At 74.7% G+C, this 12,847-nt stretch carries 9 protein-coding genes; 3 read left to right on the top strand and 6 right to left on the bottom strand.

The genetic code is table 11. The features are described from left to right. Positions 1-6 precede the first annotated feature (6 nt). The 3 genes from ASG23_RS10010 to ASG23_RS10000 all read right to left on the bottom strand — a co-directional run bounded on the left by ASG23_RS10010 (position 7) and on the right by ASG23_RS10000 (position 2,833). Positions 7-357, bottom strand: a complete 351-nt coding sequence (locus tag ASG23_RS10010; RefSeq protein WP_056023830.1) for a WhiB family transcriptional regulator — start codon at positions 355-357, stop codon at positions 7-9. Between the two features lie 139 nt (positions 358-496). Further along, positions 497-673 carry a hypothetical protein gene (locus ASG23_RS10005; RefSeq protein ID WP_157465608.1) on the bottom strand — a complete coding sequence of 59 codons (177 nt, stop codon included), beginning with the start codon at positions 671-673 and terminating at the stop codon, positions 497-499. Between the two features lie 159 nt (positions 674-832). After that, positions 833-2,833: an ATP-dependent helicase gene (locus ASG23_RS10000; RefSeq protein ID WP_056023824.1), complete on the bottom strand. Its 2,001-nt coding sequence runs from the start codon at positions 2,831-2,833 to the stop codon at positions 833-835. A 160-nt stretch (positions 2,834-2,993) separates the two neighbouring features. Here ASG23_RS10000 and ASG23_RS09995 point away from each other — a divergent pair, with 160 nt between their 5' ends. Further along, positions 2,994-3,254: a mycoredoxin gene (locus ASG23_RS09995; protein ID WP_056024557.1), complete on the top strand. Its 261-nt coding sequence runs from the start codon at positions 2,994-2,996 to the stop codon at positions 3,252-3,254. Here ASG23_RS09995 and nudC read toward each other — a convergent pair. Then, the gene (gene nudC / locus ASG23_RS09990; RefSeq protein WP_327019467.1) at positions 3,247-4,227 is read right to left on the bottom strand and encodes an NAD(+) diphosphatase; all 981 of its coding nucleotides are present in this window, start codon (positions 4,225-4,227) and stop codon (positions 3,247-3,249) included. The two genes, ASG23_RS09995 and nudC, sit on opposite strands and share 8 nt — an antisense overlap. A gap of 152 nt (positions 4,228-4,379) precedes the next feature. On the opposite strand from nudC, the gene ASG23_RS09985 reads away from it, so the two are divergent. Together ASG23_RS09985 and ASG23_RS09980 are read left to right on the top strand one after the other, a co-directional pair. Beyond that, complete coding sequence (locus ASG23_RS09985) at positions 4,380-5,315, top strand: phosphotransferase (protein WP_056023821.1); 936 nt, start codon at positions 4,380-4,382, stop codon at positions 5,313-5,315. Beyond that, positions 5,312-6,010 carry a tyrosine-protein phosphatase gene (locus ASG23_RS09980; RefSeq protein WP_056023818.1) on the top strand — a complete coding sequence of 233 codons (699 nt, stop codon included), beginning with the start codon at positions 5,312-5,314 and terminating at the stop codon, positions 6,008-6,010. Before ASG23_RS09985 ends, ASG23_RS09980 begins: the two co-directional genes overlap by 4 nt. 57 nt (positions 6,011-6,067) lie before the next feature. Here ASG23_RS09980 and ASG23_RS09975 read toward each other — a convergent pair whose 3' ends face one another. Beyond that, a complete protein-coding gene (locus ASG23_RS09975; protein WP_157465607.1) occupies positions 6,068-9,646 on the bottom strand; it encodes an ATP-dependent DNA helicase in 3,579 nt (1,192 codons plus the stop codon). Then, entirely contained in the window at positions 9,643-12,846 is a 3,204-nt protein-coding gene (locus ASG23_RS09970; RefSeq protein WP_082516041.1) for an ATP-dependent helicase, read from the bottom strand. Before ASG23_RS09970 ends, ASG23_RS09975 begins: the two co-directional genes overlap by 4 nt. Position 12,847: the final 1 nt, after the last annotated feature.

Raw genomic sequence — 12,847 nt, 5'->3', positions numbered from 1 at the left:
CGCCTGTCAGGCCGGAGCTGCGTTCTTCCGGGGGCGACCACGACCACGCTTGGTCGCGACCACCACACCGCCGACGAACACCTCGCCACCCCACACGCCCCACGGCTCGGCGCGTTCGATGGCGCCGGCCAGGCACCCCTCCATCAGCGGGCACTCACGGCACAGGGCCTTGGCCTGCTCGACCTCGGCGGTCCGCTCGGCGAACCAGAGCTCGGGGTCGTTGGACCGGCACGGGATGAAGTCGGCGACAAGCTGGTCGAACGTCTGGTGGTCGTGGGTCGTCGAAGTGCTGTCGGTGACGGGCCACTGGCCGGATCCGCCCTGGTTCACCGTGTCGAGCAGCGTCGTGAGCCGCACGATGGCCTCCTGATGTCCTTGCGGTGAGCGTGTTGCGTCGGTGCCGGACCGACTGCCAACCCGTTCACCCGACTCATCGGGAGAACAGAAAGGCCGCGGGTCCGAGTTCGGACTCCGCGGCCTGTGCCTCGATGTGAGGTCAGATCATGGGAGTCCGGGTCAGGTGCGTGCGGGGATCTGTCGCGATGCGACGCTTCGACCCGCCGGTGGCCTTCCAGGCACCGCCGCCGATGGGCAGAGCGATCCCCTGGAACCGGAACGTGATGGGCGCGACAGATCGCGGCAGGAACGCGTACGCGCTCGGCGTCTCGATCATCGTGTTCTTCGTCAATGCACCCACCCCCCTCCGGTCGGACCTTCGCCTTCCGGCGCGATCCCTCAACAAGGACGTCGAACAGACTAGGACCGGGCTCGCGAGGCGGACAACCGAATTAACGAAGAATCCTCGACGAATTTCTGCCAAGGCCCGTGGGGCTCAATGAGCAGGCTCGCGAACCGTGGCTCGGACCATTGCCAGCACGTCCTCGCCGACGTCCGCGAGCGTCATCGGACCCACGCCGCGGATCCGGCCCAGCTCCTCGAGGGTGCTCGGGCACCGCTCCGCGATGGCGCGGATCGTCGCGCTGGTCAGGATGGACGCGGGTTGGCGACGCAGCTCGCGCGCGTGCGCGTCCCGCCACGCGGTCAGGCCGTCGACCACCGCCTGCTGACGGGCGTCGAGATCGCGTCGCGGGACACCCGGCCGGCGGCGCTCGTCGGGCCACAGGTCCGTGAGGAACCGGGACACCCCGCGGCTCGCGCGCGCCCGGGGGTGGCGCGCTCGGGAGTACGACAGCTGCAGGTGCTCGCGGGCACGTGTGATCCCGACGTAGAGCAGGCGCCGTTCCTCAGCCACGGCCGCATCCGTCTGGGCCTGGACGGTCGGCAGGAGGCCGTCGGACAGACCGACGAGGAACACCGCGTCCCACTCGAGGCCCTTGGCGGCGTGCAGCGACGCGAGGGTCACGCCCTCGACGGTCGGCGCATGCTGCGCCGCGGCGCGCTCGTCGAGCTCCGCGACGAGGTCGGAGACGGTGGGCGGCCCGTCGCCCGTCGCGGGTGCTGCGGCGAGGGCGTCGGCGAGCGAGACGAGGGCTTGCAGCGCATCCCAGCGCTCGCGGCTCGCTCCCCTGCCCTCCGGCGGCGCGTCGGTCCAGCCCGCGCTGCGCAGAATGTCCCGGACGGACTCCGGCATCGGTGTCCCCGGGTCCGCCGCGCGAGCCCCGCCGCGCAGCAGGACCATCGCCTTGCGCACGTCCGCGCGGGCGAAGAAGCGCGCGTTCCCGCGCACCTGGTACGCGATCCCCCGGTCGGCCAGTGCCGCCTCGAACGCCTCGGACTGCACGTTGGTGCGGAAGAGCACCGCGATGTCGGCTGCCGCCACGCCCCCGCGGACCAGGGTCGCGATCGCGTCGGTGACGCCGGCGGCCTCGGCGTCGTCGTCGGGAAAGGTCACGTAGGAGACGTCCGGTCCGTCCGGCCGTTGCGCGCGCAGCTCCAGCGGGGCCGGTCCGCCGGCCTTGCGCGACGCGTGCATCACGTGGTTGGCCAGGGACACCACCTGCGGGGTCGAGCGGTAGTCCCGGACCAGCTCCACCGTGGTCGCGCGCGGGTACGTCCTGGTGAACGACGTGAGGTGGTGGGAGGACGCGCCGGCGAACGAGTAGATGGTCTGGCTCGGGTCGCCGACGACGCACAGCTCCTGCCGGCCGCCCAGCCACTGGTCGAGCAGGTACTGCTGGAGCGGACTGACGTCCTGGTACTCGTCGACGACGAAGTGCTGGTACTGCTCCCGGATCGACTCGGCGACGTCCCGCCGCTCGGCGAGCATGGCCGCGAGCAGGAGCAGCACGTCCTCGAAGTCGATGACGCCCTGCTGGTCCTTGGCCGACTCGTAGGCCGCCATCAGGCGTGCCACGGACTGCGGGTCGATGCCAGCCGGGCCGGGTCGGTCCGTCGCGGCGGCGGCCTTCGCGTAGTCGTCCGCGGTGACCAGGCTGACCTTGGCCCACTCGATCTCGGACGCCAGGTCCCGCACGCTCTCCCGATCCGTCTCGAGACCGACCAGCGCAGCCGCGTGCGCGACGAGCTTGACCTTCTGCTCGAGGATCCGCGGCGGCGGACCGCCCACGACCTTGGGCCAGAAGAACCCGAGCTGGCGCAGCGCGGCCGCGTGGAACGTGCGCGCCTGGACGCCGGACGCGCCGAGCAGCCGTAGGCGTGTGCGCATCTCCCCCGCTGCTCGGGCGGTGAACGTCACGGCCAGCACGTTGGCCGGGCGGTAGGCCCCCACCTGGATGCCGTACGCGATGCGGTGGGTGATCGCGCGCGTCTTGCCCGTCCCCGCACCGGCGAGCACGCGCACGGGTCCCCGGAGGGTGGTGGCAACGGCACGCTGCTCGGGGTCGAGGGCGTCCAGGAGGGCTTCGGCGGACATCGGGCACAGTCTCTCAGCACCTGCCGACACCCGGTCGCCGCCTTTGTGCACACCGGGGACCGTCACCCGTCCGTGCGACAGGGGATGATCCCGGGGCGCACCGGCGTTAGTGTCCCCGGGCGACGACCTCGCCCGACACCGACCCGACCACGAGGAACCGATGACCACGCAGACCCTGCCCGACGCCGGCACCATCACGATGTACTCCACGACGTGGTGCGGCTACTGCCGCCGGCTGAAGACACAGCTCGACTCGGCAGGGATCGGCTACACCGAGGTCAACATCGAGGAGCACGCCGACGCGGCGTCGCTGGTCGAGTCCCTCAACGGCGGCAACCAGACCGTGCCCACGGTCGTGTTCCCCGACGGCTCTGCGGCGACGAACCCGTCGCTCGCGCAGGTCCGCGACCGGCTCAGCTGAGCGGACCGCCGAACCACTCCTCCACGAGCGCCCGCGCGATCGACGCCCGCCCCGGCGGGATGACGTTGCCCGTCCGCATCGCGTCGGCCAGCTCGTCGCGGGAGAACCATCGCGCCTCGGCCAGCTCGACGCCGTCGAGGGTGACGTCCGTGGACCGCGCGCGCGCCCGGAAGCCGATCATCAAGGACGCCGGGAACGGCCACGGCTGGCTCCCGCGGTAGGAGACGTCGCCGACGACCACCCCGCTCTCCTCGGCCACCTCGCGGCGGACGGCGTTCTCGAGCGACTCACCCGCCTCCACGAAGCCCGCGAGCGTCGACCATCGGCCGGCCGCCCAGTGCGCGGCGTGCCCGAGCAGGATCCGGTCGTCGTCGTCGACCACGGCCATGATCACCGCGGGGTCGGTGCGCGGGTAGTGCTCCGAGCCGTCGTCGACGCACACCCGGGTCCAGCCGGCCTGCGCGACCCGCGTCCTCCCGCCGCAGCGGGGGCAGCGCGGGTGCCGGGCGTGCCAGGCGTCGAGCGCGACGGCCGTCGTGGCCAGACCCGCCTCGTGCGCGGTCAGGTCGGCGCCGATGTCGCGCAGGGGTGTCCACCCCAGCCCGTCGGGAAGCGCGGGCACGGGCGCGGGTCCGGCACTGGCCGGCGCCGCGTGCACCAGGATGTCGGACGCCTCCCCGACCCGGGGCGCCGGCCGGCGGTCCGGTACCCGGCGTGCCAGGTACGTCTCGCCCGCCTCGCCGCGACCGAGCAGGAGCCAGCCGTCGTCGTCCGTCGCGAGCGCCGGCACCTGCGACGGCCTGAGCAGCGCGACACGCGACCGTCCGGTCGTCACCACCGCGCCGTCGCACACGAGCAGCACGCGGGTGGAGTCGTCGGCCAGCGCCGAAGCGACGAACCCGTCCTCGAGACGCAACAGCGCGGCGCGGTCGACGCCGGAGCGGGACAGCGGCAGGTCATCCGGAACGATCACGCCGGTCACCGTACGCGGCGCCGCCCGGTGTCGCTCGGCCGTGCGCAGCCGTGCGCAGAGGTGCGCACGGTCGAGCGGGTCGGGAGCAACCGGACGAAGACACGCCGAGCGGCTCGACCGGGACAGGTCCACAGCCTGCCTATCCTGGGCGGGTGGTTCGATCCCCTCTCGCCCTGGCCGCGCTGGCGACCGTCGCCGTGCCGGGTCTCGACGCCTTCGACGTCCGGCGGCCCGCTCAGCACGGGTCCGACTTCGACACGGCGGTCGTGATCGACGCCCACCGCAACCGCTGGGTCGTTCGCGCACCGCAGCACGCCGCGGCGGGCGCGGCGCTCGAAGCCGAGATCGTGCTCCTGGGCATGCTCGCGGCCGAGGTCGAGCGCGGCACGCTCCCGTTCGCCGTCCCCGCGCCCGTCGGGTTCGCGCACCTGCCCGAGGGTGGGCGCGCGGCGGTGCACAGCGAGATCCCCGGCGAGCCGCTTCGGCTGGACCGCCTCGCCCCCGGACCTGGCCTCGCCGCCGACCTGGGTCGGGCGCTCGCCGCGGTGCACGAGCTCCCGACCAGCCTCGTCGAGAACGCCGGCCTGCCCGCGTACGACGCCGGGGAGTACCGCAAGCGCCGCCAGGCCGAGGTCGACGAGGCGGCGCGCACCGGGAAGGTCCCGCCCACGCTGCTGCGACGCTGGGAGGACCGGCTCGAGGACGTCGCCCTCTGGCGCTTCCGGCCGACCGTCATCCACGGCGACCTCACCAGCGAGCGGGTCCTGGTTCGCGGCGACAAGGTCACCGGCATCCTGCACTGGGGGGATGCGTGCGTCGCCGACCCCGCCGACGACCTGGCCTGGCTCCTGGTCGTGGCCCACCCGGACAGCACCGACTCGATCATGGAGGCGTACCAGCTGCGCCGGACCGAGCTCACGGACCCGCACCTGGCCGACCGCGCGCTCCTCGCCGGCGAGCTCGCGCTCGCCCGGTGGCTGCTCTACGGCGTGCGCACCCAGGATGCCGAGATCATCGACGACGCCGTCGCCATGCTCGAGGACCTCGACGCCCACACGCGTGACGAGGTCGAATCACTGATGGCGTGACGGACCGCTCCGTCCGCTGGGGCGGTCTGCACAACGCGCGCGACCTCGGTGGCCTGCCCACAGGCACGGCTGCCACCCGGCCCGGGCGCATCTTCCGGACCCCGCGGCTGGACGGCCTCGACGAGCAGGGCTGGACGGAGCTGGTCGACGCGGGGGTGCGGACGATCGTCGACCTGCGCAACCCGCACGAGATCGAGCCGCTGCCGCTGCCGACGGGCGTCACGCGGCACCACCGCCCCGTCGAGGTCTGGGAGGACCGCGACTTCATGGCCCGGTGGGGCGACGTGCTCGACTCGCCGGAGTACTACCAGGCGAACCTCGAGGCCTGGCCGGAGCTGATCGTCGACGCCCTCCGCGCCGTCGCGCACGCGCCGGACGGTGCGGTCGTCATCCACTGCTCGGCCGGTCGGGACCGGACCGGCCTCGTCACGGCACTCCTCCTGTCGCTCGTCGGCGTGCCGCACGACGCGATCGTCGAGGACTACGCGTCCGCGGTCATCGCGATGAACGACTACGCGCGGGCCGGTCTCGGCGACGAGACCGGACGCACCGACGACGAGCTCGATGCACGGTTGGCCGAGGTGACCGGCCACCTGCGCGCGCTCCTGGCCGAGCTCGACGTCGCCGGTTACCTGAGCGCGCACGGCATGTCCGCCGACGAGCTCGCTCGCCTGCGGAGTCGGCTCCTGGACTGACGGCGGGCTCCGACCCGGGACGGGTCTCCGCACACACCTGCCCGTCGCCGCGTCGGCTCAGTCGCCGTCGAAGAGCGTGGGTGCAGCGGGCTGCGTCGACCGTCGCGGCGGCACCTGGTTCGTCCCTTCCCACCCCCGTCGCTGGCGGGTGGGCGTGTTCGTCCTCGAGCCGCGCCGGTTGGGCCGCGGTTCGACGGCACCAGCGCCCTGCGGACCCTGCTCTCGCGTCGCCGAGCGGAGCAGCTCGGTGATCTCGACCTCGTCGAGCAGCCGGTCCGGGAACACGGTCGCGCCGACACCGACGTAGCAGAACGCCGCGCGGACCCGGTCCAGCGGAGTGCCTGTCCAGCGCGACCACGCGAGCCGGTAGACGGCAAGCTGGAGCTCACGCGACGCCCGCGTGGCCTCGTCCTTCGGCGGTGCACCCGTCTTCCAGTCGACGACGATCACGGCCGGCTGCTCGCCCACGGCCGCGGGTCCGCGCGACGGGTCGGGGAACACCGCGTCGATGCGGGAGCGCAGAACGTAGCCGTCGACGGAGATCTCGATGTCCACCTCGACCGCGACGGGCGACCTGTTCGCCCACTCCGTCGCCAGGAATGCGTCGCGGAGCGCCTGCTCGTCCAGGTCGAGGGTCGCCGAGTCGTCGTCGGCACCCGGCAGTGCATCGACGTCGACCAGGGAGGCGCTGCCGTACCAGCCCTCCACCCACGCATGGAATCGCGTGCCCCGGCGGGCCTGCGGGGACGGTTCGGCCGGTACCGGTCGGCGCAGGTGCTGCGCGAACTCCTCGGGGTCGCCTTCCAGCCTGACCAGCGCGGATGCCGACAGGTGTGCGGGGAGCTCCACCTCGCCGGACGGTGTCCGCACCCGCTCGCGCTCGGCCAGCAGCCGGTCGGCGAGCACCTCCCACGGGTGCGCGGCCGCCCGCTCCGAGCGGGAGTCCTCGGTGTCCGAGGGGTCGACGTGGTCGATGGAGGCGACCGTCGCCCGTTGCTCGTCGTGTGCCGCCATCGCCTCGCGCACGCGGGCGGCCGCGTCCTCGACGTGCGTGCGGCGGCTCGGCCCGACCTCGGCGCCGAACGGGTCCGCGGGCCAGGTCGCCGTGAGCACCAGCGAGGCCCGAGGGTTGGAGCCGCTCCCGTCGGGCACCTCGTCCCAGCCACCCGTCTCGACGAGCCCTGCCTCGGCGAGCTCGGTGAGGAACACGGAGACCTTCCGCACGCGGGTGCCATCACCCCACCACGCCGCGGTGAGGAGAAGGTCGGAGCGGGCACGAGTCAGCGCGACATAGGCGAGCCGGCGTTCCTCGGCGACCTGGTGGTCACCCGCCTCGAGCACGAACTGCTTGCGCCGCTCCTCCAGCTCCTTGGGGTCCTCCGCGCCGGAGTACGGGAACACGGGCAGGTCGTGGCGGTCGCCTCGCAGCGGGTACGGCAGCGAACCGAGCCCGGTCAGCCACGCCGAGTCCTTCGGTCCGTCCTTGCCCTGCGTCGCCGTGGCGGGCAGACCGCCGTCGACCAGGCCGGCGACCGCGACGACGTCCCACTCGAGGCCCTTGGCCGCGTGCACCGTGATGAGCTGCACCGCGTCGGGATCAGGCTCGGAGACGGGCATGTCCAGGCCGTTCTCGCGGGTGTCGGCCGCCTCGAGCCAGGCGAGGAAGCCGCCGAGGTTCGGGTGGTCGGAGGAGCGGGCGAACTCGACGGCCACGTCCCGGAACGCGTCCAGCTGCGCGCGCGCTCGGCCCGGCGACGTCCGCGCGCGCGCTGCGACCTCGATGTCGAGCCCGAGCAACCGCTCCGCCTCGCCGACGAGCTCGGGCACGGAGAGGTAGCTGTGCGCGCGCAGCGCCCGCAGCGTCATCGCGAGGTCCGCCAGCCGCGCACGGCCGACCGCACTGAGGGTCCGCCCGCCGTGGCTCGTCCACCCGTCAGCCGGGAGCTCCGTGATCGCATCGAGGGCGTCCACGATGCTGCGCTCGTCGACCGCGTCGGCCTCCACGACCACGTCGGCACCCGACTCGAGCGGCACGGCATGACCCCGCGTCCGTGTGCCACCGCCGTGACGTGCTGCCAGCTCGCCGGACCAGGCCGCGAGCGCGTGCAGGTCCGACGCCCCGAGCCGCGTGCGGGCGCCGGTGAGCAGACGCATGAGCGCGTCTCCACGTGACGGGTCGTGCGCGGTCTGCAGCAGGGCCACGAGGTCGACCACCTCGGGCGCGGAGAGCAACCCGCCGAGTCCGACCACCTCGACCGGCAGCCCCGCGTCCCGCAGGGCTCGGCGCAGGGGCTCGAACTGCGACCGCTTCCGGCACAGGACCGCGGCGGTGACACGGTCGCGGCCCGGGCCGGCGGGCTGCCACCGGTCGCGGACGAACTGCGCGACCGCGCGAGCCTCGTCCTCGACGGTCTCCGCGACGTGGGCGTGCACACGACCCTCGTCGGCACCGGGCCGGGCAGCGAGGACCGGCACCGCCACCCGGGTCGCGGACGCACGCAGCGGTGCCGCGACGTGGTTGGCCGCCGCGAGGATCAAGCGGTCGTTGCGCCACGAGGTCGACAGCTGGTGCACGTCGGCCGGCGAGCGGCTGCCGTCGTCGTGGACCTGCGGGAAGGACGTGGGGAACCCCTCCAGACCGCCCGCGCTCGCCCCCCGCCACCCGTAGATCGACTGGTGGGGGTCTCCCACGGCGGTCACCGGGTGCCCGCCACCGAACAGCGCGCCGAGCAGCGTGAGCTGGGCGTAGGAGGTGTCCTGGTACTCGTCGAGCAGCACCACCCGGAACCGGTGCCGCTCACCGGCACCGACCTCGGGGACGTCGAGCGCGAGGCGGGCCGCGAGGGCGACCTGGTCGCCGAAGTCGATCGCGTCGGCGGCGCGCTTGCGGGTGCGGTACTCGGCGACGAGCTCGAGGACGCGGACCCGCTCCCCCAGGGACCGCATCAGCTTCCTGACCTCGGCGTACGGCTCGCGCGGCGGCGTGCCCGGTGGCGTCGCGGCGAGCCCGTCGAGGATCGCCTCGATCCCGGACCGGGCCTGGGCCGCGTCGAGCAGGTGCTCGTCCAGCGCACCCGACAGGGCGAGCACCGCCTCGATCACCGTGGAGGTCGCGGCGTCGGTGTCGAGGTCGTCGCTCCACGCCTCGACGACCTCGGAGGCCAGCTGCCACTGCGCGGCCTCGCCGAGCAGTCGCGCGGACGGGTCGAGGCCGAGCCGTAGTGCGTGGTCGGACACCAGGGACGCCGCGTAGGAGTTGTAGGTCGAGATGGTCGGGCGCGCGAGGCCGGCCAGGCCGTCCGTGCGTCCGGCGTCGACGGTCCCACCGAGCTCGATGCCGTCGGCTGCGGCCGCCCGCGCGAGGGTGCGCAGGCGCTTGCGCACCCGCTCCGCCAGCTCGCCGGCCGCCTTGCGCGTGAACGTCAGACCGAGCACCTGGTCCGGTTCGACGATGCCGTTGGCCAGCAGCCAGACCACCCGCGCGGCCATGGTCTCCGTCTTGCCCGACCCGGCACCGGCCACCACGAGCGACGGCCCGAGCGGCGCCTCGATCACGAGGCGCTGCTCTGGGGTCGGCGGCGGCTGCCCGACGAGGGCAGCGATCTGTGCCGCGGACAAGGTCCGGTCGCCCGTCACGCGACCACCTGTCCGCCCTCGCCGCGGACCGGGCACGAGCGCCGCACCGGGCAGCGGTCGCACAGGTCGTTGGCGGTCGCCTGGAACGTGGACGCAGCCATCTTGTCGGCCACCTGGTCGACCATGGTCCGCGCCCAGCTGGGGCCGTCGACCTCCGGTCCGAGCGGCTCCTGGGAGCGCGTCACCGCGGTCGCGCCCGTGCCCAGGAACACGAGCTGTGCGCCGCCGCTCGTCGTCCCGTCGGGGAGCCCGTCGAACGCGCCGGCGTCGACGGSGAGCTGGTAGGCGCCCAGCTGCGGGTTCTCGGCGGCCTTGCTCACGCTGGGCGGGCTGGCGCCCGTCTTGAGGTCGACCACACGCACGACCGGGCCGGTGACCGCATCCTCGACCAGCTCGATGCGGTCGACCGACCCGCGCAGCGACGCGCGTTCGGTATCGACGGCGAACGCCCCCTCGACGAGGAGCGGCTCGCCGGCTGACCGCAGGTACACGGCGAGGCGGTGCACCATCGCGTCCGCCTTGCGTCGGGTGGCGAGCGCGGGCCACCCGCCCCCCAGCCCCAGCTCGCCCCATCGCCGGTCGAGCGCCGCGGACAGCTCGGCCTCCGTGCCCTGCGGGTGCTCCTGCGCGATCGCGTGCAGCAGCGTGCCGAGGCTCTGCCCGCCGCTGGCCGACGACGTGCCGCCGGCCGCCTCCAGCGCCCACCGCAACGCGCACCGCTGCGCCGTCTCGACCTTCGACGGCGAGACCGGCACGCGGGTGTCCGCATCCCACAGAGGTGCCTCGCTGGACGGTTCGGCCAGCCCGTACCACTGCGTCGGGTCCGCGCCGGTGACGTCAGCCGCCGCCAGGCGCGCGAGCGTGCGCGCTGCCGCCGGGTCCGGTTCGACCCCGTCGACCGCTGCCTGCTCGAGGTGCGCCCGCAGCAGCGCGACGAGCCCCCGCAGGTCCAGGGGCGCGGGCACGCTGGTGCGCCGCGACTCGCCCTCGTCGTCGGACGGGTCCACGAGCTCGAGGAACGGGGACGGTTGCTGGTCGGCGTCGTCCACCGCCGTCACCAGCAGGGTGCGGCGGGCACGCGAGCACGCCACGACGAACGACCGGAGCTCGTCCGCCAGGACCGCGTCCCGCGCAGCCGCCGCTGTCTCTGCGTCGTCGGCGGTTCCGGGCACCGCGCGCTCGGCGACGAGGTCGACCAGGGCCTGCGCACCCAGGAGCGAGTCGCGCAGCCGCAGGTCCGGCCACGCGCCCTCCTGCACCCCGGCGACGACGACCAGGTCCCACTCCCGACCCGCGGCACCGGCCGGCGTCAGCACCTGCACGGACGCGCGGCGGGCGCGTGCCGCCAGGGAGTCCGACGGGAGGTCCTGCGCCTGGAGCCAGTCGACGAACGCGCCTGGCGTCGAGCGCGGCATGCGGTCCACGAACGTCTCGGCGGCGCGGAACAGCGCGAGGACCGCGTCGAGGTCACGGTCGGCCCGCTCCCCCGCTGCACCCCCGGCGAGCGCGGACCGACGCCACGGCTCGGCCTGCTCCGCTGCGCTCCACAGCGCCCACAGGACAGTCTGCGCGTCGGCACCCACGACCGCCGCCGCCCAGCGACCCGCCGCCAGGACCCGGGCCAGCCGCGCGACGGGTCGTGCGGCGCCCGGCAGGAGCGACGGCTCGTCGGAACCCAGCGCCTCGACCAGCAGGGCGTCGCTGGTGCGGCCCCCGCCCTCGGCCAGCTCCTGGGCGCGCAGCGCGCGGCGGACCCGGCGCAGGCCGACCGTGTCGAGGCCGCCGAGCGGCGAGCACGCCAACCGTGCCGCGGTCGAGGCATCGAGGGCCGCGGCGCCGACGCACACACGCATGGCGTCCAGCAGCGGCCGCGCCGCCGGCTCCTCACGCAGCGGCACGTCGCTGCCGAGCACGCTCACCGGGACCGAGGCGCCCGTCAGGGCGCGACGCAGCGCGGTCACCTGGGCGCCGGACCGCGCGACGACGGCCATCTGCGACCACGGCACCCCGCGCTCGACGTGCGCGCTGCGCAGCGCGTGCGCCACGAACGCCGCCTCCTGCGCGGTGCTCGGCAGCACGGCGACCCGCACGTCCCCGTCTCCCCGCCGTGCCGCCCCGGCGCGCCGGTGCTGCACGGCGCCGACCGCTCCGACGCGCTCCGCGATCCGCCCGACCACCGCCCGAAGCCCGGCGTCGTGCCGCCACGCCGTCCGCAGCACGATCGTGCGCGCACCGAGCTCGCCGGGCCCCGGCCCCCGCAGGCCTGCCCGACCGACCAGCGACGGCGTGGCCCCCCGGAACGTCTGCACGGCCGCGTCCGGGTCCGCCAGCAGGAGCACCCGGGCCCCGTCGTCGGCGAGCACCCGCAGCAGCCGGGCGGTGGCCGAGGTGCTCTCCTGGTGGTCGTCGACGACGACGAGCCGCCAGCGCGGGCGCACCGCACCGGGGACCTCGTCCTCCCACGTCAGCAGCGCCTGGGCGGCCTCGTCGACGACGACCGCCGGGTCCAGCCGGGCACCCAGGTCCGGCGTGCCGGCACGCAGCTGCACGACGTCGAGGTACTCCTCGTACAGCCTCGCCGCGCTGGCCCAGACCGGCCGGCGGTGCGAGCCGGCGAGCGTGGCGAGGTCCACCGGGGACAGACCGCGCTCGGCCGCGCGCATCAGCAGGTCGCGCAGCTCGTCGCGGAAGGGGCGCAGGCCGAGCACGTCGGGCCGGACCTCCGGCGGCCACGCGAGCGGCACCCCCTCACCGGCGGCGTGCCCGGCGAGCAGGTCACCGAGGAGCAGGTCCTGCTCGGCGCCGGAGACCAGAGTGGGGACCGGGTCGCCCAGCAGGGACGCGCGCGTCCGGAGCACCGAGAACGCCGCCGCCGCGGCTGTCTGCACGAGGGGCCGACCCGACGTCCGCCGCAGCCGCGCGGACACCCGGTCCCGCAGGTCCGCCGCGGCACGACGACCCGACGAGAGGACCAGCACGTCCTCCGGGGACAGTCCCCCCTCCACCGCGGCGACGACCGTCTCGAGCGCGACGGTGGTCTTGCCGGTCCCCGGGGCACCCAGCACGAGCACCGCGGGGTCCGTCGCGGTGACGGCCGCAGCCTGCTCGGGGTCGAGCTCCACCAGGGCGCCGGCACCGTGCTCGGGGACGTCCGCGAACGCCGGGCGCACGAGGCGCAGGGCATGCGGGGAGCCGGTCACG

Origin of the sequence: Cellulomonas sp. Leaf395 (assembly GCF_001424125.1) — a bacterium.
Classification (GTDB): Bacteria; Actinomycetota; Actinomycetes; order Actinomycetales; family Cellulomonadaceae; genus Cellulomonas.
Note: the sequence above shows the minus strand (reverse complement) of the source record. Positions and strands in the feature narration are given on the sequence as shown.

Bases quoted from the DNA above. Each gene is read 5' to 3' on its own strand.
- ASG23_RS10005 (WP_157465608.1), bottom strand. From the start codon at position 673: ATGATCGAGACGCCGAGCGCGTACGCGTTCCTGCCGCGATCTGTCGCG.
- ASG23_RS10000 (WP_056023824.1), bottom strand. From the start codon at position 2,833: ATGTCCGCCGAAGCCCTCCTGGACGCCCTCGACCCCGAGCAGCGTGCC.
- ASG23_RS09995 (WP_056024557.1), top strand. From the start codon at position 2,994: ATGACCACGCAGACCCTGCCCGACGCCGGCACCATCACGATGTACTCC.